Genomic DNA, 25,778 nt, shown 5'->3' with positions numbered 1-25,778 from the left:
GCCTCCCCTCCCGTCGTGTCGACTACTCCGCAGACTTGTCCGCGGCCTGTTCGTCATCAGTGCTCTCCACCGGTGCGTCGGCCTTCGCGGCGTCGGCCGGCAGTTGTTCGGTCGGCTCCGACACGGCCACCCGGGCCGCCCGGAGGATCCGCTCACCGTGCCGGTAGCCCGGTTGCATGATCATCGTCGCGGTCGGACCGTCGACCTCGTCGGAGTAGTTGTGCAGCAGGGCCTCGTGGATCCGCGGGTCGAAGGGATCGCCCTTCTCGCCGTACTTCACCAGGCCGAGCTTCTCGGTGACCCGTTCCAGCGATTCGGCGACCGCCTTGAACGCGCCGTCCAGTTCACCCGCCTCGCGAGCCCGGCCGACGTCGTCCAGGATCCCGAGCAGCTCGGCCAGCACGGTGCCGATGACGAGCTCGCGGGACGCTTCGCGCTCCCGGTCGACGCGGCGCTTGTAGTTCACGTACTCGGCCTGCAGTCGCTGCAGGTCCGCCGTACGCTCCGCGAGCGCCTCGGTCAGCAGGGCCTCCTGGGCGGACGGACCGATCAGGTCGGAGGGGTCCCGCGGCGGCTGGGCCGCGGGGCCACCGGCCGCGGGGGCCCCGGACAGGTCCGAGGGCTCCCGCAGCTTGCCGGTTTCCGGGTCGATCCGGCGCTTGTCGCGGATGACGGGCTCGCCGTCACCGAACTCGCTGCCAGTCGGTCGATCCGTCACTTGTCCTCCGTCTTGTCCTGCGGCCGGTCCTCGTCCACGATCTCGGCGTCGACGACGTCGTCGTCGTTGCTGCCCGGGGTCGCGTCCTCGGAGGTGGCGCCGTCGGTCGAGCCGCCGGCGGCCTGGGCGTTCGCGTACATCGCGGCGCCCATCTTCTGGCTGGACTGGGCGAGCTTCTCCGACGCGGCCTTGACCGCCTCGGCGTCGTCACCCTCGAGCGCCTTCTTCAGCTCGGCGACGCCGTCCTTGACCTCGGTCTTGACGTCGTCGGGGACCTTGTCCTCGTTCTCCTGCAGGAACTTCTCGGTCTGGTAGACGAGGCTCTCCGCCTGGTTGCGGTTCTCCACCGCCTCGCGGCGCTTGCGGTCCTCCTCGGCGTACTGCTCGGCGTCGCGGACCATCTGGTCGATGTCGGTCTTCGGCAGCGCGGAGCCACCGGTCACCGTCATCCGCTGCTCCTTGCCGGTGGCCAGGTCCTTGGCGTTCACGTGCACGATGCCGTTCGCGTCGATGTCGAAGGTGACCTCGATCTGCGGCACGTTCCGCGGCGCCGGCGGCAGGCCGGTCAGCTCGAAGTTGCCGAGCGACTTGTTGTCGCGGGCCATCTCGCGCTCGCCCTGGTAGACCTGGATCATCACCGACGGCTGGTTGTCCTCGGCCGTGGTGAAGATCTCCGAGCCCTTGGTCGGGATCGTGGTGTTGCGCTCGATGATCTTGGTGAACACGCCGCCCTTGGTCTCGATGCCGAGGCTCAGCGGGGTCACGTCGAGCAGCAGGACGTCCTTGACCTCACCCTTCAGCACACCGGCCTGCAGGGAGGCGCCGACCGCGACGACCTCGTCCGGGTTGACGCCCTTGTTCGGGTCCTTGCCGCCGGTGAGCTCCTTGACCAGGTCGGCCACCGCGGGCATCCGGGTCGAACCGCCGACCAGGATCACGTGGTCGATCTTCGACACGTCGATGCCGGCGTCCTTGATGACGGCCTTGAACGGGGCGCGGGCGCGCTCCAGCAGGTCGTTGGTCATCTTCTGGAACTCGGCCCGGGAGAGCTTCTCCTCCAGGTGCAGCGGGCCGGACTCGGTCAGGCTCAGGTACGGCAGGTGGATCGTGGTCTCGGCGGCGCTGGACAGCTCGATCTTGGCCTTCTCGGCGGCCTCGTTCAGCCGCTGCATGGCCATCTTGTCGCCGGACAGGTCGGTGCCGTTCTTGTTCTTGAACTGGGTCACCAGCCACTGGACGATCCGGTTGTCCCAGTCGTCACCGCCGAGGTGGTTGTCACCGCTGGTGGCCTTCACCTCGAAGACGCCGTCGCCGATCTCCAGCAGGGACACGTCGAACGTGCCGCCACCGAGGTCGAAGACCAGGATGGTCTGCTCGGTGCCCTTGTCCAGGCCGTAGGCGAGCGCGGCCGCGGTCGGCTCGTTGACGATCCGGTGCACCTTCAGGCCCGCGATCTCGCCGGCCTCCTTGGTCGCCTGGCGCTGCGCGTCGGAGAAGTAGGCCGGCACGGTGATGACCGCGTCGGTGACCTGCTCCCCGAGGTACGCCTCGGCGTCCCGCTTCAGCTTCTGCAGCACGAACGCGCTGATCTGCTGCGGGGTGAACTTCTTGCCGTCGATGTCCACGCTCCAGGCCTCGCCCATGTGGCGCTTGACCGAGCGGATGGTGCGGTCGACGTTCGTGGTGGCCTGGCGCTTCGCCACCTCGCCGACCAGGACCTCGCCGTTCTTGGCGAAAGCCACCACCGAGGGCGTCGTGCGCGCTCCCTCGGCGTTGGGGATGACGGTGGGCTCGCCACCTTCCAGTACGGCGATGACGGAGTTCGTCGTACCGAGATCGATACCGACCGCGCGGGCCATGCTTTACCTCCACAGAGTTGAGTGATGCAGACTCAATGTTGCCGTTCGTCCGCCTCGGTTTCAAATCCGTGACTGAACAAACTTGAGTTCACTGGACTCAACATTGCACAACCGTCAGGTCATTCCCAAGGGCGGCCCCCGATTTCGGGGGCCCGGCCAGGGTGACGCCAGGGAGACCCCTCCCGAAGCAAACGTTTACCGTGCGATCCTGATCACTGTGAAGCTCCGCCCGATGACCGCTGCCGACGTCGCCGCGGTTCTCGCGCTGAACGCCACCGCCGAAGGTCTCGTCGAGCCGCTGGGCCCCGACCGCCTGGACTGGCTCCGGCTGATCGCCGCGCACGCCGTCGTCGTCGACCTGGACGGCACCCCGGCCGGTTTCGTGCTCACCTTCACCCCCGGCTCGGCGTACGACGGGCTCGCCTACGAGGCGTTCACCCAGACGTACGCCGACCGCTTCCTCTACATCGAGCGGATCGTGATCGCCGCCGAGCACCGCCGCCAGGGCATCGGCTCGAAGGTGTACCGCGCGATCGAACGCGCCGCCCACCCCTTCGACCGCACCGTCGCCGCCGTCTCCACCGGCACCCCGGCGCATGCGTTCCACACCGGCCGCGGGTACGTCGAGATCGCCAGCCGCCGCCTCCCCGACGGCACCGCCATGTCCCTGCTCGCCAAGGACTTGACCGGCGCGGGCTGATCAGAGCTGGCGGATGTCAAGGAGTGAGCGGACCGGGAGGTCGTGCCGCAGCCGCGGATCGGTGAGGGCGTCGACGATGCAGGCCGCGCCGATCCAGTGCGCCCCGCAGTCCTCCACCAGCGCCCGCGCCGTCCGCGCGGTCGCCCCGGTGTCGATCCAGTCGTCGACCATCAACACGCGGTCCTCGGCCCCGACCAGCGTCCGCCGGAACCCGAACACCACGTGCCGGTCCTGGTAGTCCGGCCCCGTCGTACGCCGTACCCACCGATCACTGTCGACGGAGGAACCCGCGTGCTTGCGCATCTCGACGAACCCGACCCCGACCGCGGCCGCCGTCAACGCCCCGACCAGCGACCCCCGCGACACCGGCCCGAGCACGACCGTGGGCTCCACGTCGTACAACCCCGCGAGCGCCGGCCCGATCTCCCGCAACAACTCCGCGTCCCGCCACCACCCGGTGACGTCCGCATAACTGCTTCAGACGCCCCGATCCGTCCGCCACCGAAACGCGCTCCGAAGCCGTGCCCTCGTGTCCATGCCTCCAGGGTCCCTTGTCCCCGTGGCCGGCGCATTTGGTTTTTGCGGACCGCCACCACTCACCAAGGTGCCGGAACGCGCATCTCTCTCGCCCCGTTGAGCGTGAGCGCGGGTCGCGCGGCCTGCTTACTGGGTGGTGGCGGTCCGCCTGTGGACAACGCGCACCCCGCGCCGCGCGAATTCACCATGCTGGATTCATGGCAGATGTGGCCGAGGTGATCGGCAGGCGCGGCGGATCCGCGACGTTCGCGGATCTGCGCGCGGTGGTGTCCGCACGCGCCATCCGCAACGCGCTCACGTCGGGAGTGATCGACCGGGTGGCGAAAGGTGTCTACGCGTTGCCTGCCGCACCGCCGGCACTGACCGCGGCCCGAAGCCACGGCGGTGTCGTCTCGCATCTCAGCGCTGCGCAGCACTGGGGTTTCGGGGTGATCAACCCGCCCGGCCTGCCACACGTCACACTGCCGCCCGGCCGGGCCCGACGCCGCAGCGGGCTGCCCTGCGTCGCACACTGGGCGGAGGTCGCCGCGCTCGACGACGTCACCACCCCGCTTCGGACTGTCCTGGACTGCCTGCGTACCTTGCCGCCCGCGGAAGGGCTCGCCGTAGCGGACTCGGCCTTACGCACGGGCTGTGTCGAGCACGACATGCTTCTCGACGCAGCGTCTCGGCTTCGAGGGCCACACCGTCGGCGGATTCAGCAGATGGTCGCGTTCGCCGACGGTCGAGCGGAATCGGTGCTGGAGTCCGTCCTGCGCTACTTGCTGATCGAGCGGGGAATCGAGGGTTTCACTCCTCAACTGCTGGTACGGGACGAGGAGTTCTCCGCTCGCCTCGACCTCGGTCACCCCCGCCTGCTGCTGGGCCTCGAGGCGGACGGATTCGCCTTCCACGGGACGCGGCGAGCTCTGGTCAAGGACTGCCGCAGGCAGGCGAACCTCACGGTCCGAGGCTGGCGAGTGCTTCGCTTCAGCTGGGAGGACATCATGTACGACCCCGATTGGGTGGTCGCCACGATCGAACGGGCAGCCGGACTCCCGTCACTCAGCAAGCACCTGCTGCGCGCCGCCTGACGCGGCCGCTGAGCGTGCGGTGGGCAGGTGACGCGAGGCTGGTGAGTGATGGCGGTCCGCCTACACCGGCCGTCCGCTGACGAACGTCTGGGTGACGAGGGGGACGGCGGGGCGGTACGCGAGGTGGAGGTATGACGGGGCGTCGACAACGGCCAGGTCGGCTTGGGCGCCGGGGGTCAGGTGGCCGAGGTCGGGGCGGCGGAGGGAGGCGGCGCCGCCGGCGGTGGCGGACCAGAGGGCCTCGGCGGGAGTCATGTGCATCTCGCGGACGGCCAGGGCGATACAGAAGGGCATCGACGACGAGTAGCCGGAGCCGGGGTTGCAGTCGGTGGCGAGGGCGACGGTGACGCCGGCGTCCAGGAGGCGACGGGCGTCGGGGTACGGCGACCTGGTGGAGAACTCGATCGCCGGGAGCAGACCGGCGACGACGCCGCTCGAGGCGAGTGCGTCGACGTCCGCGTCGGTGAGATAGGTGCAGTGGTCGGCCGAGGCAGCGCCGACCTCGGCAGCGAGCTGGACACCGGGTCCCTCGCCGAGCTGATTGGCGTGTACGCGAGCCTGCAGCCCGCGCGCGATCCCGGCCTGTAAGATCGCGCGTGCCTGGTCCTCGTCGAACGCGCCGCGCTCCACGAAGACGTCGACCCACTTGGAGTGCCCAGCGGCCGCGTCGAGCATCGGCCCGGTCACCAGCGCCACGTAGCCCGCCGGGTCGTCGGCGAAGTCGGCCGGCACGACGTGGGCGCCGAGGTACGTCGTCTCGTCGGTGAACTGGCGCGCGATCCGCAGCGCCCGCGCCTCGTCGGCGACCGTCAGCCCGTACCCGGACTTGATCTCGACGGTCGTCGTGCCCTGGCGGCGCATCTCGGTCACCAGACGGGCCACGTTCGCGGTCAGCTGCTCGTCGGTGGCCTTGCGGGTGGCGGCCACCGTGGTGCGGATCCCGCCGGCCGAGTACGGCGTACCGGTCATCCGGGCCGCGAACTCCTCGGCGCGGTCGCCGGCGAACACCAGGTGCGAGTGCGAGTCGACGAACCCCGGGATCACCGCCCGGCCGCCGACGTCGATCGATCCGTCCGCTGCCGGGGCCGCGGTTCGTTGCCCGACCCACGCGACTGTGCTGCCGTCGATCACGACGGCCGCGTCGTGGAGCTCGCCGAGCGGTCCGCCGTGCGTCGGGTCGTTGGTCACCAGGGAGCCGATGCCGGTCAGCAGGAGCGAGGTCATCGGGTCACCGCCGCGATCGACGTGGTCAGCTGCGCCGCGACGTCCAGACGACTGTGTTTGCCGTCAGCAACCACATGCTTGCCGGAGACGACCACGTCCGAGACGTCCGCCGCCGTCGCCGCGAAGACCGCTGTTTCCAGCGTGCCGCCGGTAGCCGCTGTGCGGACGGTGTCGGTGCGGACGGCGACCAGGTCGGCGCGGGCGCCGGGGGCGATCGCTCCGGCGTCGTCGAAGCCGATCGAGCGGTGGCCGTCGGTGGTGGCTGCTTTGAGGAGCTCGGCGGCCGACCAGTGGCCACGCTCCTGCGACGCCAGGCGTTCATTCAGCTCGACGGCGCGCATTTCCTCGAACAGGTCGATCACCGCGTGGCTGTCCGATCCGAGCGTCAGAGGCGAGCCCGCGTCCCGCAGCCGCACCGACGGGCCGATGCCGTCCGCGAGGTCGCGCTCGGTGGTCGGGCAGAAGCAGGAGTACGCCGCGGAGCTGCCGAGCAGACCGATGTCGACCGGGGTCAAGTGCGTCGCGTGCACCGCGCTCGTGCGTCCGCTGAGGAAGCCCGCCTCGTCGAGGATCTGGGTCGGGGTTCGGCCGTACGCCTCGAGGCAGGCCGCGTTCTCGGCGACCTGCTCGGACAGGTGGATGTGCAGCGGTACGTCGGGGAAGGCCGACGCGACCGCGCCGAGTTGGTCGTGTGGCACGCCGCGCACCGAATGCGCCGCCGCGCCGATCACGACGTCGTCCGCGCCCTTGAGCTGCGCGACCCGGGAGGCCCAGGCGGTGGCGTCGCCGTCGCTGAAGCGCTGCTGGACCTCGTTGAGCGGCTGGTCGATCCCGCCGGCCACGTAGCAGGTGTCGAGCAGCGCGATCCGGATCCCCACGTCCCGGGCGGCCTCGATCAGCGCCGTCCCCATGGCGTTGGGGTCGTCGTACCGGCCGCCGCCGGGGGCGTGGTGCAGGTAGTGGAACTCGCCGACCGCGGTGACGCCGGCGAGCAGCATCTCGGCGTACACGGCGCGGGCGAGCTCGTAGTACGTGTCGGGGGTGAGCGCGGCGGCGACGGAGTACATCTGGTCGCGCCAGGTCCAGAACGTGCCGCGCTCGGTCTGCGTGCGGCCGCGGAGCGCGCGGTGGAACGCGTGGCTGTGACAGTTCGCGAGGCCGGGGATGACGAGGCCGGGCAGGACGTGCGCGTCGCCGGGGTCCGCACCGGGCTCCACCGAGGTGAACCGGCCGTCCGCGACGGTCACCAGGACACGCTCCGCGATGCCGGTGGGAAGAAGAGCGGTCGAGCACCAGTACGACGTCACTTGGCGAGGTCCTTCAGTACGGCGGCCAGCGCGTCGACGCCGGCCAGGCAGTCGTCCATCTCGGCGTACTCGGCCGGGGAATGCGAGACGCCGGTCGGGTTGCGGACGAACAGCATCGCGGTCGGGATCCCGGCGTCCGAGAACACGCCCGCGTCGTGCCCGGCGCCGGTCGGCAGCACGGGTGCGCCGTCGAGCACAGTCACCAGGCGGTCGCGCAGACCGGCCGGGAAGTCGACGATCGGGGAGACGGATTCGGGTGTCACCTCGAGGGTCGTGCCGTCGCGCTCGGCGCGCTCGGTCGCCTGCTTGGTGATTGCCGCGAGCAATGATTCGAGGATGGCGGTGTCGGCGGCGCGGGCGTCGAGCCAGGCCGTGACGCGGGACGGTACGGCGTTGGTGCCGTTGGGCTCCACCGAGAGGCGGCCGAACGTCGCGCGAGCGCCGGCGAGGCGGGCCTGCTTGTTGGCGGCGAGGGCGGTCATCGCGTAGGTGAGCATCGGGTCGTGCCGGTCCTCCATCAGGGTGGTGCCGGCATGGTTGGCCTCACCACCGAACGTGAACCGGTACCGCCCGTGCGGCCAGATCGAGCTGGCCACGCCCACGGGTGCCGTCAGCCCTCGGCCTTGCTCCACATGCAGTTCGACGAAGGTCCCCATCCTCTGCAGGAGCGGCGAAGGCCCGACTCCCGCTGGATCAATTCCGGAGGTTTCCAAGGCTTGACCGAGGCGCACCCCCGCCCTGTCCGTCAGCTGAAGCGCCTTCTCAGCCGACAGAACCCCGGCCGCGACCCGAGACCCCAAACAGGGCATCCCGAACCGCGACCCTTCTTCCTCCACAAAGGCCCCCACCCCGATAGGCACCCCGGGTTCGAACCCCTCCGCCCGCAACCGATCCACAGCCGCCAGCGCAGACACCACCCCCAGAGGCCCATCAAAAGCCCCACCATCAATCACCGAATCCAGATGACTACCCGTCACCACACCCGGCGCGTCACCGGCACCCCACCAGGCGATGAGGTTGCCGATTCCGTCGGATTCGACGGTGAGGTTGCGGGCGGCGCACTGGTCGAGGAACCAGTGCGTCGCCTCGCGTTCGGTGGGGGTCCAGCCGCCGCGGGTGTAGCCGCCGGTGTCGGGGTTGCGGCCGATGGCGGACTGGTCGGCCCAGAGGGATTCGAAGCTCAAGACAGTGGGTTCTTCGCCAGCCAGTCCTTGGCGACCGCGTCCGCGCTCTCCTTGCCGGCGTCGATCCGCTTGACCAGGTCGGTCAGCGCGTCCGTGGTCAGCTTGGCGTCGACGGCGTTCAGCGTCGCCACGATGTCGTCGGACTTGTGGTCGGTCCGGATCAACGGAACGATGTTGTTCGGCGGCAGGATCTGCTCCGGGTCGTCCAACTGGACGAAGCCCTGCTCCTTGATCACCGACTGGGTGGTGAACAGGTTCGTCACCTGGATCTGGTTGTCCTCCAGCGCCTTGATGCTCAGCGGACCACCCGCGTCCAGCGTCTTGTACTCCTTGAACTCGACGCCGTACTTCTCCTTCAGCCCCTTCAGACCCGCCGACCGGACCTTGAACTCCGAGCTACCGCCCGCGATCAGGTTCTTGTCCTTCAGGTCACCCAGCGACTTCAGGCTGTACTTGTCCGCGGTCGCCTTGGTGACCACGATCGTGTCCTCGTCCGCGGCCGGCGACTTCTCCAGCACCTCGAGCCCGGACGGCAGCGCCTTCTTCAGCGCGTCGTACGCCTTGTCCGCGTCGGTCTCGGTGGAGTTCTTGTCGAAGTACGCCAGCGCGGCGCCGGTGTACTCCGGCACCAGGTCGACGGACCCGTCCTTGATCGCGGCCATGTAGGTCTCGCGGTTGCCGATGTTCGGCTTCTTCTTCACCTCGATGCCCTTGGCGGCCAGGGCCTGGCCGTAGATCTCCGCCAGCAGCTGGCTCTCGGAGAAGTCGGCGGACCCGACGGTGATGCTGCTCACCTTCGACGGCGCGGGCGAGGACCCCGCGTTGTCGTTGCCGAGCTGGTCGCCCCCACCCCCACAACCGGCCAGGCCGAGCACCGCCACCCCGGCGATCGCAGTACGGATGAGTGTGGATCTCAACACGAGAGCCTCCAGTGTTCTCGTTCAGCCACCGGCCGGTGCCGATGGATGTGTCTCAAGTTCATCAGGTACCCCGGACAGTTCAGCCGATCTTCAGTCCCGGCGAGACGGTGACCCGTCCGATCAGCGCGAACAGCGCGTCCAGCAGCAGCGCCAGCAGCGCCACCAGCAGCGCGCCGGTGAACATCTGCGGGAAGTCGCGCAGCTTCAGCCCGTCGATGACGTACCTCCCGAGGCCGCCGAGCGACACCAGCGCCGCGATGGTCGCGGTCGACACGATCTGCAGGGTCGCGCTGCGGATCCCGGAGATGATCAGCGGCATCGCGATCGGGATCTCCACCTTGGTCAGGATCTCCTGTCCGGTCATCCCCATCCCCCGGGCGGCGTCGATCGTGGCCGGATCGACACCCGAGATCCCGGCGTACGTCGAGGCGAGGATCGGCGGGATCCCCAGCGCGACCAGCGCGATCAGCACCGGCAGGAACCCGATCTGGTCGGTCAGCAGCACCGCCAGCATCAGCAGCCCCAGGCTCGGCAGCGCCCGCGCCGCGTTGCCGGCGTTGATGGCCAGGAACGCGCCGCGCCGGGTGTGCCCGATCCGCAGCCCGATCGGCAGCCCGATCGCGGTCGACAGGCCGAGCGCGGCAAACGTGTACCAGAGGTGTTCGAGGATGCGCGACCAGATACCTTCCGGGCCGGACCAGTTGTACGAGTCGGTCAGGTACTCCCACATGTCAGGCCACCTCTCCCACCGGGGTTGCGACACGGGCCCACGGGGTCAGCACCCGCTGCAACGTCACGAGGACGACGTCGGCGAGCAGCGCGAGGGCCAGCGACAGTACGACACCGACCACGACCGGGGTCAGGAAGTCCTTCTGGAAGCCGAGTGTGAACAGCTCGCCGAGGCCGCCGATCCCGATCACCGCGCCGACGCTCACCATCGAGATGTTCGCGACCGTGACGACGCGCAGTCCGGTGAAGATGACCGGTACGGCGATCGGCAGGTCGACCGCGACGACCCGATGCAGAGCGCCGTACCCGACCGCGATCGCGGACTGCCGGACGTCGGGCGGCACGGAGCGGAGTCCGTCGATCACGTTCCGGATCAGCAGCGACACCGTATAGATGGTCAGCGCCACGATGATGTTCACCGTGGACAGCACCTTGGTGCCGAGGATCGCCGGCAGCACGATGAACAGCGCGATCGACGGCAGCGAGTAGAGGATGCCGCCGAACGCGACCAGCGGGTTCGCCAGCCACGAGTAGCGCGTCGCGACGTACCCCAGCGGCACCGAGATGATCAGCCCGAGGATCACCGGGACGATCGCCAGGTACAGATGCTCGACCAGCTGGTCCCAGATCAGCCCGAGGTTGTCGCCGATCCAGGTCATGACCGGAGCGCCTCTGCGACCGTTGCCTGGTCGATCACGCCGATCGCCTTGCCGTCGTCGTCCACGCAGACACCGCAGCCGGTCGGCGAGGTGAGTACGGCGTCGAGCGCGGCGCGCAGCGAGTCGCCGCGCTTGAACACCGCGCCCAGCGGAAGCAGCTGCTGCGAGCCGTTGCGCCAGCCGAGCGGTACGCCGTCCTGCAACGCGAGCGCGTCCGGCAACGGTCGCACCGGCAGGTCTTCCGGATGCACGAACGTCAGCGCACGGTAACCCCGGTCCCGCCCGACGAAGTCCCGGACGAAGTCGTCGGCGGGCTCGGCGAGCAGCTCGGCCGGCGGTGCGAACTGGGCCAGCTTGCCGCCGACCCGCATCACCGCGATGGTGTCGCCGAGCTTGATCGCCTCGTCGATGTCGTGGGTGACGAACACGATCGTCTTGCCGATGTCGCGCTGCAGCCGGAGCAGCTCCTCCTGCAGCTGGTTACGCACGATCGGGTCGACGGCACTGAACGGCTCGTCCATCAGCATGATCGCCGGGTCGGCCGCCAGCGCCCGCGCGACGCCGACTCGTTGCTGCTGGCCACCGGACAGCTGGGCCGGGTACCGCTCGGCGAGCTTGAGGTCCAGGCCGACGCGTTCGAGCAGCTCCATCGCCGTACTGTGCGCCTTGCGCTTGTCCCAGCCGAGCAGCTTCGGCACGGTGGCGACGTTCTCCACGACCGTCTTGTGCGGGAACAGGCCGGCGTTCTGGATCACGTACCCGATGCCGCGCCGCAGTGTGACCGGGTCCTTGCCGTTGATGTCCTCGCCGTCGATCGAGATCGTCCCGCCGGTCCGCTCGATCGTGCGGTTGATCATCCGCAGCGACGTGGTCTTCCCGCAGCCGGACGGGCCGACGAACACGGTGATCTGGTTGCTCGGGATCCGCAGGGACAACTCGTCGACGGCGACGGTGCCGTCCGGATACCGCTTGGTGACGTCCTCGAACTCGATCATGGCGCCCCTTCGCGCTCGTCGTCGGTCGCCCGATCGACCCTAGCGGAACGAAAGACCGAAGCCACGCGATCGCGGGCTTTCTCGCTCCTTGGGAAAGTGCACCGTAGCAGTACAGATTTCCACGGTCGCACTCCGCAGTCAGGACTCCCGCATCGGAACCCTGACACCCTTCTCATCGGCAACTTCGACCGCCTTGTCGTAGCCCGCGTCGACGTGCCGGATCACACCCATCGCTGGGTCGTTGCTGAGGACCCGCTCGAGCTTCTGCCGCGCGAGATCGGTGCCATCGGCAACCGATACCTGGCCGGCGTGGATGGACCGGCCGATACCGACGCCGCCGCCGTGGTGGATCGACACCCAGGACGCGCCGCTGGCCACGTTCACCATCGCGTTCAGCAACGGCCAGTCCGCGATCGCGTCCGAGCCGTCCAGCATGCCTTCGGTCTCCCGGTACGGCGAGGCCACGCTGCCGGTGTCGAGGTGGTCGCGGCCGATCACGATCGGCGCCTCGAGTTCACCGGAGGCCACCATCTCGTTGAACCGGACGCCGGCCTTGTCGCGCTCGCCCTGACCGAGCCAGCAGATCCGCGCCGGCAGGCCCTGGAACGCGACCCGCTCGCCGGCCATCTTGATCCATCGGCCCAGGTGCTCGTTGTCCGGGAACAGGTCCAGGATCGCCTGGTCGGTCTTCGCGATGTCGGCCGGGTTGCCGGACAGCGCCGCCCACCGGAACGGGCCCTTCCCCTCACAGAACAACGGCCGGATGTACGCCGGTACGAAGCCGGGGAAGTCGAACGCGCGGCTGTAGCCGGCCTTGCGGGCCTCGTCCCGGATCGAGTTGCCGTAGTCGAAGACCTCGGCGCCCGCGTCCTGGAACCCGACCATCGCGGCGACGTGCCGCGCCATCGAGGCCCGCGCGCGCTCGGTGAAGCCCTTCGGGTCCTTCTCCCGCTCGGTCGACCAGTCCGCGAAGTCGATGCCCACCGGCAGGTACATCAACGGGTCGTGCGCCGAGGTCTGGTCGGTGACGATGTCGATCGGCGCACCCAGCTCCAGCAGCTCCGGCACGATCACCGCGGCGTTGCCGAGGACACCGATCGACAGCGGCCGGCGCGCCTTCTTGGCCTCTTCCGCCAGCCGCAATGCCTCGTCCAGGGAGGAGGCCCGGACGTCGAGGTAGCGGTGCTCGATGCGGCGCTGGATCCGCGACTCGTCGACGTCGACACAGATCGCGACGCCGTCGTTCATGGTCACCGCGAGCGGCTGCGCGCCGCCCATGCCGCCGAGGCCGGCGGTCAGCGTGATCGTGCCGGCCAGCGAGCCGCCGAACTTCTTCTCCGCGACCGCGCCGAACGTCTCGTACGTGCCCTGCAGGATGCCCTGCGTACCGATGTAGATCCACGAGCCGGCCGTCATCTGGCCGTACATCGTCAGGCCCATCGCCTCGAGCTTGCGGAACTCCTCCCAGGTGGCCCAGTCGCCGACCAGGTTCGAGTTCGCGATCAGCACCCGCGGCGCCCACTCGTGCGTCTGCATCACGCCGACCGGGCGGCCGGACTGGACGAGCATCGTCTCGTCGTCCTTCAGCGTGGTCAGCGTGCGCACCATCGCGTCGAACGAGTTCCAGTCGCGGGCGGCCTTGCCGGAGCCGCCGTACACGACGAGCTCGTCGGGGTGCTCGGCGACCTCGGGGTCGAGGTTGTTCTGGAGCATCCGCAGCGCGGCCTCCTGCTGCCAGCCGCGGGCGGTGAGCGTGGTACCGCGGGGTGCGCGGACAGGACGTGGTCCGGACATGGGTGATCCAGCCTTTCTAGGAGAGCGGGCCGGTGACGGCCTCGGCAACGGTGACATAGGTGCTGTCGGCAACAAGCCGGACGGAGTGCTCGAGCTCGGGCGCGAGGAACCGGTCGGTGGCCGGCCCCTCGACGTGCTCCCGCAGGGCGGCCCGGACGGCGGCGGTGGCCGGGGCCGGGTCCAGCGGCGCGCGCAGGTCGAGCGCCCGCGCGGCGGTGAGGATCTCGATCGCCAACACCCGCTGCAAGCCGTCGACGGCCCGGCGCAACTTGCGTGCGGCCGACCAGCCCATCGAGACGTGGTCCTCCTGCATCGCGCTGCTCGGGATCGAGTCGACGCTGGCCGGTACGGCGAGGCGCTTCAGCTCGGAGACGATCGCGGCCTGGGTGTACTGCGCGATCATGTGGCCGCTGTCCACACCGGGGTCGTCGGCCAGGAACGCGTTCAGCCCGTGGTTGCGGGCCACGTCCAGAAACCGGTCGGTACGGCGTTCGCTGATCGACGCGAGGTCCGCGACGGCGATCGCCAGGAAGTCCAGCACGTACCCGACCGGGGCGCCGTGGAAGTTGCCGTTGGACTCGACCCGGCCGTCCGGGAGCACGACCGGGTTGTCGATCGCGGCGGCGAGCTCGCGGCCGGCGACCGTCGTCGCGTGCGCCGCGGTGTCGCGGGCGGCGCCGTGGACCTGGGGCGAGCACCGCAGCGAGTAGGCGTCCTGCACCCGGTTGCAGTCGGGGCCGCGGTGGCTCGCGACGATCGCGCTGTCCTTGAGGATCGCGCGCAGGTTGGCGGCGGCCGCGGCCTGGCCGGGATGCGGCCGCAGGGCCTGCAGGTCCGCGGCGAACACCCGGTCGGTACCGAGCTGCGCCTCGACGCTCATCGCGGCGGCGAGGTCGGCGGTCTTGAACAGCCGGTCCAGATCGGCGAGCGCGAGCAGCAGCATGCCGAGCATGCCGTCGGTCCCGTTGATCAGCGCGAGGCCTTCCTTCTCGGCCAGCACGACCGGGGTCAGGCCGTGCGCCGGGAGCGCCTCAGCCGCGTCGAGAAGGTTGCCATCGGCATCGCGGACCTTGCCTTCGCCCATGATCGCGAGTGCGACATGGGACAGCGGCGCGAGATCACCCGAGCAACCGAGGCTGCCGTACTCGTGGACCACCGGCGTCAGGTGCGCGTTCAGCAGACCGGCGTACGCCTGGGCCGTCTCGACCTTCACGCCGGTACGGCCGGTGGCGAGCGTCGACAGTCGCAGCAGGGCCAGCGCCCGGACGACCTCGGTCTCCACCTCGGGACCCGAACCGGCCGCGTGCGAGCGGATCAGGCTGCGCTGCAGTTGCGCGCGGAGATCGGGCGCGATGTGCCGGGTGGCGAGTGCGCCGAACCCGGTCGAGACGCCGTAGTGCGGGGTGTCCGCGTGGGCCAGCGCCTCGATCGCGGCACGCGACTTCGCGATCTCCTCGAGGGCCTGGTCGTCGATCCGTACCTGCGCGCCGTACCGCGCGACCGCGACCACCTCGGCCGGGGTCAGCGGTCCGACGCCGACTTTCACTGTGTGTTCCACCCGAACATTGCACCTCGCCGGATCGGTCCCCGACAGCAGCGCCGCCCTACTTTCCGTCTCGGATCTGAGACAGGGTTGGCGACCCTCGGTAGCCGTAGAGTCCTGCCATGGTGTTCGAGATCCGGACGGCGCGGCCGGAGGATGCGGTCGGGGTCGCCCGGGTCTGGGCCGCGGTGATGCCGCAACTGGTGAAGACCGCGCGCGCGATCGAGTTGCAGCTGCGGCACGGCCGGAGCCTCGAGGTGCTGATCGCCGTCGACGGGCCGGACGTCGTCGGGTACGCGAACATCTATCTGCCGCCGCCGGACGCCGCGGCGCCGCGGGTCCGGGTGACGATCCAGGTGCCTCCGGAGTACCGCCGCCGAGGAATCGGCAGCGCGTTGCTCGCCGCGATCACCGAGCGGGCCGTGGAACTCGGCGCCGGACGACTGCTCGCGGTCGTGGCCGACGACGACGATTCGAAGGCCTTCGCCGCGCAGCGCGGATTCACGATCGGCCGGCGGATGTCGCACTCCGCCGCCGACCTGACCACGGCGCGTGAGCCGCTCGCTGCTCCGGACGGGCTGCGCGTGACGACGTACGACGAACTCGACCCACGGCAGCTCTACGACGCCGAGGTCCAGGTCCGCGACGACGACCCGAGCGGGCTGTCGGGCGGACCGGCGTACGAGGAATGGGTGCGGACGTCGTGGGAGAACCCGGACACGAGGTACGACCTGAGCATCGCCGTACTCGACGGGGATCAGGTGCTGTCGTTCGTGACCACGACCGCGGACCCGGACCGCAAACTCATCTGGTCGAACCTGACCGGGACGATCCCCTCGGCGCGCGGCCGCGGGCTGGCGAAGGTGGTGAAGTCCGTGGCACTCGCCCGGGCGCGGGACGCCGGGTTCACGGTCGCGTCGACCGGGAACGACGCGGCGAACGAGCCGATGCTCGCGGTGAACCAGTGGCTCGGCTACCGGGAGACCTCGGGCGCGTGGACCGCGGAGAAGGCGCTGTGAAGCGGCTCGCGACCTCGCTGACGTTCTTCCTGGTGCTGTCGCTCGTCATCGGATACCTCGTGTCCGGGCCGGGCTTCATGGACTGGGGCGTGGCCGGCGGGCTGTTCGCGGTCGCGATCGCCGGCGAGTGCTTCCGGTTCTGGCTGCGCCGCAACCGCGCGAAGAAGCGGGACTCGTCGAGCGTGTGAGGTTACGCTGCCGTTGTGAGCGGCAACGTTCCCGCGTCGACCCGCACGTTGCGTGTGCTGACGTTCCTGGCCACCCAGCCGGGACCGGTACCGATGGAGCGCATCGCGTCCGCGGTCGGGCTGCCGCGCTCGTCGACGTACCACTTGCTGCGGGCAATGATCGACGAGGGTTTCGTCGTCCATCTGCCCGAGGAGAAGCGGTACGGGCTCGGGGTGGCGGCGTTCGAGATCGGGTCCGCTTATCTGCGGCATGATCCGCTGGAGCGGCTGGCGCGGCCGTTGCTGGCGCAGCTGGTGCACGAGGTGGGGCAGACGGCGCATCTCGGCGTGCTGCACGGGCGGGAGCTGGTGTACCTGCTCAAGGAACAGCCGCCACGGCCGGTCACGCTGGTCACCGATGTCGGCGTACGCCTGCCTGCCACACTCACGGCGTCCGGCCGCGCCCTGCTCGCCGAGCTCCCGCCTGCGCAGGTGCGGGCCCTCTTCCCCACCCCTGAGTCCTTCGTCCGCCGCACCGACTTCGGCCCGCAAACCCTCACCCAGCTACGCCGCCTGCTGGCCGACGAGAAACGCCAGGGGTACGCGGTCGAAGACTCGTTCATCACCCCCGGTGTGGCGTCCGTCGCCAGCGCCGCGGTGGACCATGCCGGCCATCCGGTAGCCGCGATCAGCGTCACCTTCCGCACCGACACCGTCCCCACCGCGGACCGGCCTGGCCTGGCGCACAAGATCCGGCTTGCCGCGAAGGCGCTCACCAGGCGGCTGCACGGGTAGTACTGGAGGTGGTAGACGTGGGGGTAGTCAAACCCACGCGTGCTACGCGGCCGCTTACCTCGTCGCTCCGCTCCTCAGCGCGTCCACTCCACACGCTCCCACCCACCCCCGGCTTAGCGCCGGACCATCCACTTCCGGCTAGCGCCGGGGGGTTCCGGCTGCCGCCGGGAGTTGTCGGCTGGCGCCGACGGGTTGCGCGCTGGCGCGCGCGGGTTCGCGCTGGCGCGCGGGTGCGTGCTTGGCCGGCGTATGGCGTGAAACGCCCGGCGGGCAGGCGGACAGGCGGACAGGCCGGTGGGCAAGCGGGCTGGCGGGCTGGCGGGCTGGCGGGCTGGCGGGCTGGCGGGCTGGCGGGCTGGCCAACCTAAAGGAACCGCCTGTGGGACGCGACGGGTGTCGAGCCACCACCGCACGACAAGCAGCCAGACCGCGCCGGATCCCGGCAAAGCAGGAGCCCCCTCCGGTCCATCTGGATCGGAGGGGGCTGCGTGGCTCGGTTACCAGGAGGACTTGGTGATGCCGGGGAGTTCGCCTCGGTGGGCCATGGTGCGGAAGCGGATGCGGGAGATGCCTGCCTTGCCGATGTAGCCGCGGGGTCGCCCGTCGACCACGTCTCGGTTGCGGATGCGGATCGGGCTGGCGTCTCGGGGGAGCTTCTGGAGCTTCAGTTGGGCGTCGGCGCGCTCAGCGGCTGTCGACCGCGGGTCGGCGATGATCGCCTTCAGCGTGGACCGGCGCTCGGAGTAGTGGGCGGCGGTGTTCCGGCGCTGGTTGTTGCGGGCGATCTTCGCCGTGGTCGCCATCAGCGCTCTTCGCGGAAGTCGACGTGCTCGCGGAGCTTCGGGTCGTACTTGCGGATCACGATCCGGTCGGGATTGTTCCGGCGGTTCTTCCGCGTTACATAGGTGAAGCCGGTGCCCGCCGTGCTGCGGAGCTTGATGATCGGGCGGAGGTCGTTGCGCTTGGCCATGCTGTCCTTTCTCTTACTCAGCTGAACGCCGGCCGGGTGGCGGCTATTCCGCCCGTCAGGGTACTTTGTACTGGTTATCGTTTTCAACAAGACAGGAGAGTCGATGCTGCCGGTGACCTTGCTGACGGGGCTCGACGACGGGTTCCGCGGCGCCGCGGCGGGGAATCTGCTGGCCGCCGCCGGGCCTGCCGGTGTCCTGGTGGAGTACGACGTGAGCAGGCTGGCCGGCGGCGAAGTCGTCCGCACGGCCCGGGCCGCCGCGGGGGTGATCGACCGCGAGGTGATCACGATGGACCACCCGTGCGTCTCCTGCGCGATGCGCGGCTCGCTCGTGCAACTGCTGGCGAGCATCGCCGCCGTCGAGCGCTACGGCGTCGCGATCGTGAACGTCCCCGCGGCCGGCGACACGCACGCGATCGCGACCGAGATCGACCACGACACCGACCTGGCCGTCGACGCCGTCGTCACCACCGTCGACACGAGCACCGTGACCGCCGATCTCACCGGCGACCAGCTGATCCGCGAGCGAGGCATCCCGACCGCGGCCGAGGACGGCCGCGCGATCGCCGAGGTCGTCGTACGGCAGCTGGAGTCCGCCAACGCCGCTGTCCTGAGCAGCGAGGACGACACGGTCCGCAGACTGCTGCCGGCGATCAACCCGCAACTGCTGGTCAGGACCACACCGGCCGGGCTGCTCGGCCTCCACCAGAGTGTTCCCAAGGTCGAGCCGGGCTCGATCGCCGCACCGTCAGAACACACGTTGGTCTGGCAGTCGACCCGACCCTTCCACCCCGAGCGGCTGTACGACGCCCTCGAGGACCTGGTCGCCGGCACGGTCCGCGGGCGCGGCACGCTCTGGATCGCGACACAGCACCGCAACCGGCTGAGCTGGGACAGCTTCGGCACGAACATCTCGATCGGCATCCTCGGGCCCTGGCTCGCCGACCTCCCGGCGGACCGCTGGGCGAGTGTCGGGCAGCAGCACCAGACCCGGTCGGCCCTCGAATGGCACCCCGAACACGGCGACCGCGCGTCGTACCTGTCCCTCACCGGCCCTGATCTGGACGAGCGGGAATTACGCGAGCGCCTCGACGGTTGTGTCCTGCGTGCGGACGAAGCGGTCCACCCCCTGACCGATCCGTTCGCCCCCTACTTGGAAGGAAGTACCGCAGCATGAAGAAGGACATCCACCCCGACTACCGCCGGGTCGTCTTCCGGGACAAGTCCGGCAACTTCAGCTTCCTCACCGGTTCGACCCGCGAGAGCACCGAGACCGTCGTCTGGGAGGACGGGAACAGCTATCCCGTCGTCGACGTCGAGATCTCGTCCGCGAGCCACCCGTTCTACACGGGCCAGCAGCGCGTGATGGACACCCAGGGCCGCGTGGAGAAGTTCAAGAAGCGCTACGGCCAGTCGTAAACCCTGGCAACACCACCAGCCCGTCACCCCCACCGAGGGTGACGGGCTGTTTGCTTGCCACTCAAGCAGCAACCGTCGCCTTGTGGCAGAACGCCTGCAGCCAGCGACCATCCGAGCGAACGTAGACCTGGCTGATCCACTCTTCGATCTCGTACGGCGTCGCGTCCCAGGTGCCGGAGCTCGCCTTCCGGGCGGTGAGGACGACGGTGTCGCCCACCCGGGCGAGCCGCTCGCCGCCGACAGTGGTCATCGTGTGATGCTGCAGCCGGCCTGACGCGATCCAGCCGATGATGTCGGCCTTGGAGGTGACTCCGGTGGCGTCGACGGCCACCCAGTCGTCGGTCCAGCAGCTCGCGATCAGCTCGGCGTCGTTGCCGATCAGCACCGCGTCCGACGACGCTGCCTCGGCGCGTACTTCGTCCTTGACTGTCATGCACCCGATTCTCACCCGGCCGGAGCCCGCGCGGGCGCGGCGCCTGCTCCACAGGTCTGGGGAGGATTTGCTGCCCGATTCGGCACGCGATCCTCCCCACGCCGGACGTGTCTCGGATGCGAGACGGCCGATCGGCGGCGGTGCTGTCGGACAGCGGGTGGGCGGATCACACTGTGCGCATGGAACCGGTGGAGCTCACGGGCGCCGGGCTGTCGCCGTTGGAGGCGGTCGCGCTCGGGCAGCGGCGCACGGCGGTGCGGCTCAGCGATGACGCCCGGAAGCGGATGTACGAGTCCGCGCAGGTGGTCGCCGACGTGGCCGGGCGGCGGCCCGTGTACGGGCGGACCACGGGCGTCGGGGCGAACCGGGACGTGCTGACGTCCGACCCGGAACACGGCGCGCGGCTGCTCGGGTCGCACTCCACGACCGGTACGACGTCGTACCCGAAGGACGTCGTACGGCTCGGGCTGCTGATCCGGGTGAACCAGCTCGCCGCGGGCGGATCCGGGCTCGAGCCGGCCGTCGCCGACGCGATCGTGGACCTGCTCAACGACGACGTCCTGCCGAACCTGCACCGCGGCGGCGCGATCGGCACCGGCGACCTCGGCCCGCTCGCCGAGCTCGGCCTCGCGCTCGGCGACGTGATCGACGGGACGAGCGCGCTCCCCCTGCTGTCCAGCAACGCGTTCACGCTCGCGGAATGCTGCTTGGCGTACGTCGAGGCGTCCACGCTGATCAACGTCGTACCGCTGGTCGGCGCCCTGTCCCATGTCGCGCTGCGCGGCAACGCCGAGGTGTACGACGTTCGCGTGCACGAGGCCCGTCCGCAGCCCGGCCAGGTGCGGGTCGCGCGCCGGATGCGCGAACTGCTCGACGACCTGCCGCTCGCGCCCGCGCGGGTCCAGGATCCGTTCGGGCTCAGGGCGTTCGCACAGGTCCTCGGCCCGGCCGTCGACCATTCCGATGCCCTCGGCAACAGTGTGCGGATCGACATCAACGCGGCCGCGGAGAACCCGCTGGTGGCCGGCGACACCGTGCTGCACAACGGCAACTGGCACGCGATGCCGATCGCGCTCGCGCTGGACTCGCTGCGGCTCAGCCTGCACAGTGTCGCGACCCTGTCGACCACCCGGGTGGCGAACCTGGTCGACCCGGACTACACCGGCCTCAGCCGGTTCCTGGCCAGCGGGGCGGAGGCGAGCTCGGGCGTGATGATGATCGAGTACGTCGCCCACGACGCCCTCGCCGCGGTCCGCTCAGCGGCGCAGCCGGCCACTCTCGGTACGGCGACCCTGTCGCGCGGCGCCGAGCTGCACGCCAGCTTCGCCCCGCAGGCCGCCGTACTCACCAAGCAGCTGCTCGACGCCCTCCGCGAGGTCATCGCCAGCGAACTCGTCACGGCCGTCCGCGCGATCCGCCTGGCCGGCCTGACGCCGGACGACCTCGCCCCGGCCGCCGTCGGCCCGTGGCTGGCGGACGCGTTGGCGGCCCTCCCGGGCGACCTGGCCGACCGCTCGCTCCGGGAGGACCTGGAGATCGCCCGCGGGCTCCTCACCCAGTGGGGCGACCGCCAGGTCGAGCACCCGGCGGAGTCCGGCTAGATCCGGTTGTACGCCTTCAGGGTGCGCAGGGCGCCGACGGTCACGATGCCGCGGTACTCGAGGGTCGCGGCCGGGCCCGGCGGCTCCCAGGTGATCGCCCAACCGCCGTCGTCCTGCTGGTCCTCGATCAGGCGGTCCAGGTGGGCCTCGAGCTGGGCCTCGGTGAAGAGCGGGCGCCAGAAGCTGTCCGGCGTCGGCGCGAACTGCAACGGCGTCACGCCGTACGTCGGGTCCGCGGCGTCGGCACGGAACCACTGGAGCTTGGGCAGCCAGTCGCGCACGCGATCGAGGTCCACGTCGGGAGTGTGCTCCAGGAATTCCAGCGCCTCGTGCAGGCCGTGCGCGTCCTCCGGGAACCCGTTCGCCAGCTCGGCGGCGCACCAGGCGCCGGCCTTGTCGCGCCACGGGTGCTCGACGCCGAGCTTGTGCAGCCGGCCGACCAGGCCCGCGGTCGGGTTGATGCCGGGCTGGTAGGTCCACTCAGTGATGTGCTCGGCGCGCGGGTACCCCTCGACCGCCGGACCACACAGCGGCACCGCGCCGTCGGGGGTCGCGACCGAGTCGAGCCAGTCGACCGCCCGCCGGATCATGTCGTCGTCGCGCGCACCGGCCGCGAGCAGCGTGTCGAACGCGACCTCCACGTCCAGCGGCAGGCTGTCCGGACACCGCTTGTCCGGCTCCAGCCCCTGCCCGAACCCGCCGTCGGCGTTCTGGAAGCCCCGCAACGCGTCGACCACCCCCTGCGGGTCGGCCCCCTCGAACACCGAGGCGAAGAGCCGCCGCTCGAGCACCCGAGCGTCGCGCCGTACGAAGTCCCGTCCTGCCGTGAAGATGTCCATGCCCCCACCCTGACCCATCCGCGCCGGCAGGTCTTGAACGAATCGGACGTCAGGGCTCGAAGCGGTAGCCCATGCCGGGCTCGGTGAGCAGGTGTTTCGGGCGGGCCGGGTCGGGTTCGAGTTTGCGGCGGAGCTGGCCCATGTAGAAGCGGAGGTTGCCGCCGGCGGTCTCGTAGCCGGGGCCCCAGACCTCGGTGAGGAGCTGGCGCTGGGACATCAGCTTGCCGGGGTTGCGGACCAGCACCTCCAGGAGGTGCCACTCGGTCGGGGTGAGGCGGATGTCCTCGCCGTTCTCCAGCGTGACGCGCTTGGCGGCCAGGTCGACGACGGCGCCGCCGACCGTGACGACCGGCTGGTCCTGGGCGACGTTGCTGCGGCGGAGTACGGCGCGCATCCGGGCCAGCAGCTCGTCGATCCCGAACGGCTTCGTCACGTAGTCGTCCGCGCCCGCATCGAGCGCCTCGACCTTGTCGGTCTGGTCGGTCCGCCCGGACAGCACCAGGATCGGCGCGTCGGTCCAGCCGCGCAGCCCGCGGATCACGTCGACGCCGTCGAAATCCGGCAGCCCGAGGTCGAGGATCACCAGCTCCGGCGGATGCTGCGCGGCGACCTTCAACGCCGACGTACCGGTGCCGGCCAGGTGCACCTCGTACCCGCGGGCCTTCAGGTTGATCTGCAACGCCCGCACGATCTGCGGCTCGTCGTCGACCACCAGGACTCTCGTCACTCCTGCTCCGATCGTTCGCGGGCGCCCGGCACCGGTGCGTCGGGGCGGAGAGTCGCCGTCGGGATGGCGACCACCATGGTCAGTCCACCACCCGGGGTGTCCTCGGGCTGCAAGGTGCCGTGCATCGCCTCGGCGAGTCCCCGGGCCAGCGCCAGGCCGAGCCCGACGCCGACCGTGTTGTCGGTGTCGCCGAGTCGCTGGAACGGCGCGAACACCCGGTCCCGGTCCGCCCGCGGGATCCCCGGGCCGCGGTCGACCACCCGGATCTCCACGGTGTCGCCGAGCGCGCTCCCGGTGATCAGCGGGGCCCGGCCGGGCGGCGAGTAGCGGATCGCGTTGGCGAGCAAGTTCGCCACGACGCGTTCGAGCAGTGCCGGGTCCGCCTCGACCAGCGGCAGCGTGTCCGGGACGTCGACGGTCACCTGGTCGGCGTCGTCGCCCAGCTCGGACAGTACGCCGGGGAGGATCTCGTCGAGCGCCATCGGCCGGGTGAAGACCGGCAGTACGCCGGCCTGCAGCCGACTCAGGTCGAGCAGGTTGTCCACCAGCCGCGAGAGCCGGTCGAGCGACTCGTCCGCGGTCTCCAGCAGCTCTTCGCGCTCGGACTCGCTCCACTCCACGTCATCGCTGCGCAGCGACGTCACCGACGCCTTCGCCGACGCCAACGGAGACCTCAGGTCGTGGCCTACGGCCCGCAGCAGCGCCGTACGCAGCTTGTCGGCCTCGGCCAGCGGCTTCGCCTCGGCGGCGGCCTCACTTAGCCGGGCCCGATCGACGAGGGCCGCCGCGTGGGCCGCGAACGCCCCGACCAGCCGCCGCTCGTCCGCCTCCAGTTGATGGCCCTGCAGCACCAGCACCAGGTCGTCGCGGGCCGGGATCTCCGCGTCGGCCTCCTCCGGCCGGGTGCAGGTGAGCGTCCCGGCCGACGCCACCGGGCGCCAGACCTCGGTCAGCTCGTCGTCGTCCACACGCTCCATCAGGCACGCCCCGGTCATGCCGAAGGCCTCGCGGACCCGCTCCAACAGGGCGGGCAGCGCGGTCTCGCCCCGTAGGACCGACCCGGCCAGCGTCGCGAGCGTCTCCGACTCCGCTGCCGCCCGGGCCGCCTGCCTCGTACGGCGGGCCGCGCGGTCGACGACCGAGCTGACCATCGCCGCGACCATCACGAAGATCGCCAGCGCGAGCGCGTTGTTGACCTCGGCGATCGTGAACGTCCGCGTCGGCGGGGTGAAGAAGTAGTTGAGGACCAGCGAACCGCCGATCGCGGTGACCATCGCCGGCCACATGCCGCCGACCAGCGCGACCACGACCACCGCGAACAGGAACGCCAGCACGTTGCTCGTCAGGTTCAGCGTGTCACCGCCGAGGCCGAGCAACAGCGCCAGCAGCGGCGGCAGGACGATCGACAGCACGAAACCCTGGATCTTGCGGCGCCGGGAGAGCGCGCCACGCAGCCGCGGCAGCCGGCCGCGGCCCATCTGCGAGTGGGTGACGAGGTGGACGTCGATGTCGCCGGAATCGCGGATCGTGGTGGCGCCGATGCCCGGGCCGGTGAACAGCGACCCGAGCCGCGAGCGGCGGCTGCCGCCGAGCACCAACTGGGTGGCGTTCTCCGCGCGCGCGAAGGTGAGCAGCGCGGCCGGGATGTCGTCGCCGACCACCTGGTGGTAGGTGCCGCCGATCTTCTCGACCAGGTTGCGCTGCTCGGCGAGCTTGGTCGGGTTCGCGCCGGTCAGGCCGTCGGAGCGCGCGACGTGCACAGCCAGCACGTCACCGCCGGCGGACCGGGCGGCGATCCGGGCGGCGCGCCGGATCAGCGTCTCCCCCTCGGGGCCGCCGGTGAGCGCGACCACGACCCGCTCCCGGGTGTCCCAGGTCGAGTCGATGTCGTGCTGGGCACGGTACTGCTGCAGGCCGGCGTCCACCCGGTCGGCGAGCCACAGCAACGCCAGCTCCCGCAGCGCGGACAGGTTGCCGACTCGGAAGTAGTTGCCCAGGGCAGCGTCCACCTTGTCGGCGGCGTAGATGTTGCCGTGCGCCATCCGCCGGCGCAGCGCCTCCGGCGTCATGTCGACGAGCTCGATCTGGTCCGCGGCCCGGACCACCCGGTCCGGGACTGTTTCCTGCTGCGGTACGCCGGTGATCTTCTCGACCACATCGTTGATCGACTCGAGGTGCTGGATGTTCAGCGTCGAGATCACGTCGATCCCGGCGGTCAGCAGCTCCTCGATGTCCTGCCAGCGTTTCTCGTTCCGGCTGCCCGGGACGTTGGTGTGCGCCATCTCGTCGATCAGCGCGACCTCCGGCCGCCGGGCCAGGACCGCGTCCAGGTCCATCTCGGTGAAGCTGGCGCCGCGGTGGTCGAGGATCCGCCGCGACACCGTCTCCATGCTGTCGAGCATCTCTTCGGTGTACTTGCGGCCGTGGGTCTCCACCAGGCCGACCACGACGTCGGTGCCCCGGGCATGCCGGCGACGGCCCTCGCCCAGCATCTTGTAGGTCTTCCCAACGCCGGGCGCGGCCCCCAGATAGATCCGCAGATGCCCGCGGCCGCTCCTGCTCATAC

The 25,778-nt window shown here is 70.3% G+C and carries 26 protein-coding genes; 8 read left to right on the top strand and 18 right to left on the bottom strand.

The genetic code is table 11. The annotated features are described in order from the left end of the window. Window positions 1-22 precede the first annotated feature (22 nt). Window positions 23-718: a nucleotide exchange factor GrpE gene (gene grpE / locus ABZW60_RS36280; RefSeq protein ID WP_355484741.1), complete on the bottom strand. Its 696-nt coding sequence runs from the start codon at window positions 716-718 to the stop codon at window positions 23-25. Next, the gene (gene dnaK / locus ABZW60_RS36275) at window positions 715-2,577 is read right to left on the bottom strand and encodes a molecular chaperone DnaK (RefSeq protein WP_355484739.1); all 1,863 of its coding nucleotides are present in this window, start codon (window positions 2,575-2,577) and stop codon (window positions 715-717) included. Before dnaK ends, grpE begins: the two co-directional genes overlap by 4 nt. Before the next feature lie 232 nt (window positions 2,578-2,809). Between dnaK and ABZW60_RS36270 the strand changes: the two genes are divergently transcribed. After that, window positions 2,810-3,277 (top strand): GNAT family N-acetyltransferase, encoded by a 468-nt coding sequence (locus ABZW60_RS36270; RefSeq protein ID WP_355484737.1) that lies wholly within the window; start codon window positions 2,810-2,812, stop codon window positions 3,275-3,277. Here the strand turns inward: ABZW60_RS36270 and ABZW60_RS36265 are convergent, their stop codons facing one another. Then, window positions 3,278-3,712: a phosphoribosyltransferase family protein gene (locus ABZW60_RS36265; RefSeq protein WP_355484735.1), complete on the bottom strand. Its 435-nt coding sequence runs from the start codon at window positions 3,710-3,712 to the stop codon at window positions 3,278-3,280. Between the two features lie 299 nt (window positions 3,713-4,011). Here ABZW60_RS36265 and ABZW60_RS36260 point away from each other — a divergent pair, with 299 nt between their 5' ends. Next, window positions 4,012-4,887 carry a type IV toxin-antitoxin system AbiEi family antitoxin domain-containing protein gene (locus ABZW60_RS36260; protein ID WP_355484733.1) on the top strand — a complete coding sequence of 292 codons (876 nt, stop codon included), beginning with the start codon at window positions 4,012-4,014 and terminating at the stop codon, window positions 4,885-4,887. Window positions 4,888-4,947: 60 nt separating this feature from the next. Here the strand turns inward: ABZW60_RS36260 and hutI are convergent, their stop codons facing one another. From hutI to hutH, 9 genes are all read right to left on the bottom strand, one after another. Continuing rightward, on the bottom strand, window positions 4,948-6,111 hold the full coding sequence (gene hutI / locus ABZW60_RS36255) for an imidazolonepropionase (RefSeq protein ID WP_355484731.1): 1,164 nt from the start codon (window positions 6,109-6,111) through the stop codon (window positions 4,948-4,950). Continuing rightward, window positions 6,108-7,418, bottom strand: a complete 1,311-nt coding sequence (locus ABZW60_RS36250) for a formimidoylglutamate deiminase (protein ID WP_355484730.1) — start codon at window positions 7,416-7,418, stop codon at window positions 6,108-6,110. The genes hutI and ABZW60_RS36250 overlap by 4 nt, the downstream gene beginning before the upstream one ends. Next, a complete protein-coding gene (locus ABZW60_RS36245; RefSeq protein ID WP_355484728.1) occupies window positions 7,415-8,602 on the bottom strand; it encodes an allantoate amidohydrolase in 1,188 nt (395 codons plus the stop codon). The genes ABZW60_RS36250 and ABZW60_RS36245 overlap by 4 nt, the downstream gene beginning before the upstream one ends. After that, a complete protein-coding gene (locus tag ABZW60_RS36240) occupies window positions 8,599-9,522 on the bottom strand; it encodes an ABC transporter substrate-binding protein (RefSeq protein ID WP_355484727.1) in 924 nt (307 codons plus the stop codon). Before ABZW60_RS36240 ends, ABZW60_RS36245 begins: the two co-directional genes overlap by 4 nt. A gap of 79 nt (window positions 9,523-9,601) precedes the next feature. After that, window positions 9,602-10,252, bottom strand: a complete 651-nt coding sequence (locus ABZW60_RS36235; RefSeq protein WP_355484726.1) for an ABC transporter permease — start codon at window positions 10,250-10,252, stop codon at window positions 9,602-9,604. Window position 10,253: 1 nt separating this feature from the next. After that, window positions 10,254-10,910: an ABC transporter permease gene (locus tag ABZW60_RS36230; RefSeq protein WP_355484724.1), complete on the bottom strand. Its 657-nt coding sequence runs from the start codon at window positions 10,908-10,910 to the stop codon at window positions 10,254-10,256. After that, window positions 10,907-11,905 (bottom strand): ABC transporter ATP-binding protein, encoded by a 999-nt coding sequence (locus ABZW60_RS36225; RefSeq protein ID WP_355484723.1) that lies wholly within the window; start codon window positions 11,903-11,905, stop codon window positions 10,907-10,909. The genes ABZW60_RS36230 and ABZW60_RS36225 overlap by 4 nt, the downstream gene beginning before the upstream one ends. A gap of 138 nt (window positions 11,906-12,043) precedes the next feature. Beyond that, entirely contained in the window at window positions 12,044-13,699 is a 1,656-nt protein-coding gene (gene hutU / locus ABZW60_RS36220) for a urocanate hydratase (protein ID WP_355484721.1), read from the bottom strand. 16 nt (window positions 13,700-13,715) lie between these two features. Beyond that, window positions 13,716-15,257 carry a histidine ammonia-lyase gene (gene hutH, locus ABZW60_RS36215; protein WP_355484719.1) on the bottom strand — a complete coding sequence of 514 codons (1,542 nt, stop codon included), beginning with the start codon at window positions 15,255-15,257 and terminating at the stop codon, window positions 13,716-13,718. A 107-nt stretch (window positions 15,258-15,364) separates the two neighbouring features. Here hutH and ABZW60_RS36210 point away from each other — a divergent pair, with 107 nt between their 5' ends. The 3 genes from ABZW60_RS36210 to ABZW60_RS36200 are packed head-to-tail and all read left to right on the top strand — an operon-like array spanning window position 15,365 to window position 17,223. Further along, window positions 15,365-16,261 carry a GNAT family N-acetyltransferase gene (locus ABZW60_RS36210; RefSeq protein ID WP_355484717.1) on the top strand — a complete coding sequence of 299 codons (897 nt, stop codon included), beginning with the start codon at window positions 15,365-15,367 and terminating at the stop codon, window positions 16,259-16,261. After that, window positions 16,258-16,449 carry a hypothetical protein gene (locus tag ABZW60_RS36205; protein ID WP_355484715.1) on the top strand — a complete coding sequence of 64 codons (192 nt, stop codon included), beginning with the start codon at window positions 16,258-16,260 and terminating at the stop codon, window positions 16,447-16,449. Before ABZW60_RS36210 ends, ABZW60_RS36205 begins: the two co-directional genes overlap by 4 nt. A gap of 15 nt (window positions 16,450-16,464) precedes the next feature. After that, window positions 16,465-17,223 (top strand): IclR family transcriptional regulator, encoded by a 759-nt coding sequence (locus ABZW60_RS36200; protein ID WP_355484713.1) that lies wholly within the window; start codon window positions 16,465-16,467, stop codon window positions 17,221-17,223. A gap of 497 nt (window positions 17,224-17,720) precedes the next feature. On the opposite strand, the gene rpsN is transcribed toward ABZW60_RS36200, so the two are convergent. Further along, window positions 17,721-18,026, bottom strand: a complete 306-nt coding sequence (rpsN, locus tag ABZW60_RS36195; RefSeq protein ID WP_355484711.1) for a 30S ribosomal protein S14 — start codon at window positions 18,024-18,026, stop codon at window positions 17,721-17,723. After that, window positions 18,026-18,193 carry a 50S ribosomal protein L33 gene (rpmG, locus tag ABZW60_RS36190; protein ID WP_355484709.1) on the bottom strand — a complete coding sequence of 56 codons (168 nt, stop codon included), beginning with the start codon at window positions 18,191-18,193 and terminating at the stop codon, window positions 18,026-18,028. The genes rpsN and rpmG overlap by 1 nt, the downstream gene beginning before the upstream one ends. A gap of 103 nt (window positions 18,194-18,296) precedes the next feature. On the opposite strand from rpmG, the gene ABZW60_RS36185 reads away from it, so the two are divergent. Beyond that, complete coding sequence (locus tag ABZW60_RS36185) at window positions 18,297-19,370, top strand: GTP-binding protein (protein WP_355484708.1); 1,074 nt, start codon at window positions 18,297-18,299, stop codon at window positions 19,368-19,370. Continuing rightward, window positions 19,367-19,612: a type B 50S ribosomal protein L31 gene (locus ABZW60_RS36180; RefSeq protein ID WP_355484706.1), complete on the top strand. Its 246-nt coding sequence runs from the start codon at window positions 19,367-19,369 to the stop codon at window positions 19,610-19,612. Before ABZW60_RS36185 ends, ABZW60_RS36180 begins: the two co-directional genes overlap by 4 nt. A gap of 61 nt (window positions 19,613-19,673) precedes the next feature. On the opposite strand, the gene ABZW60_RS36175 is transcribed toward ABZW60_RS36180, so the two are convergent. Further along, window positions 19,674-20,045 carry a nuclear transport factor 2 family protein gene (locus ABZW60_RS36175; RefSeq protein WP_355484704.1) on the bottom strand — a complete coding sequence of 124 codons (372 nt, stop codon included), beginning with the start codon at window positions 20,043-20,045 and terminating at the stop codon, window positions 19,674-19,676. A 179-nt stretch (window positions 20,046-20,224) separates the two neighbouring features. On the opposite strand from ABZW60_RS36175, the gene ABZW60_RS36170 reads away from it, so the two are divergent. Then, complete coding sequence (locus ABZW60_RS36170) at window positions 20,225-21,646, top strand: aromatic amino acid lyase (protein ID WP_355484702.1); 1,422 nt, start codon at window positions 20,225-20,227, stop codon at window positions 21,644-21,646. Here ABZW60_RS36170 and ABZW60_RS36165 read toward each other — a convergent pair. Genes ABZW60_RS36165 through ABZW60_RS36155 form a run of 3 tightly spaced genes read right to left on the bottom strand, consistent with a single transcriptional unit; the run spans window position 21,643 to window position 25,776 of the window. After that, complete coding sequence (locus ABZW60_RS36165; protein WP_355484700.1) at window positions 21,643-22,485, bottom strand: hypothetical protein; 843 nt, start codon at window positions 22,483-22,485, stop codon at window positions 21,643-21,645. The genes ABZW60_RS36170 and ABZW60_RS36165 overlap by 4 nt on opposite strands. Before the next feature lie 49 nt (window positions 22,486-22,534). Then, window positions 22,535-23,212 carry a response regulator gene (locus ABZW60_RS36160; RefSeq protein ID WP_134012015.1) on the bottom strand — a complete coding sequence of 226 codons (678 nt, stop codon included), beginning with the start codon at window positions 23,210-23,212 and terminating at the stop codon, window positions 22,535-22,537. After that, a complete protein-coding gene (locus tag ABZW60_RS36155; RefSeq protein WP_355484698.1) occupies window positions 23,209-25,776 on the bottom strand; it encodes a DUF4118 domain-containing protein in 2,568 nt (855 codons plus the stop codon). The genes ABZW60_RS36160 and ABZW60_RS36155 overlap by 4 nt, the downstream gene beginning before the upstream one ends. Window positions 25,777-25,778: the final 2 nt, after the last annotated feature.

This window comes from Kribbella sp. NPDC003557 (assembly GCF_040610805.1).
Taxonomy (GTDB): Bacteria; Actinomycetota; Actinomycetes; order Propionibacteriales; family Kribbellaceae; genus Kribbella.
Note: the sequence above shows the minus strand (reverse complement) of the source record. Positions and strands in the feature narration are given on the sequence as shown.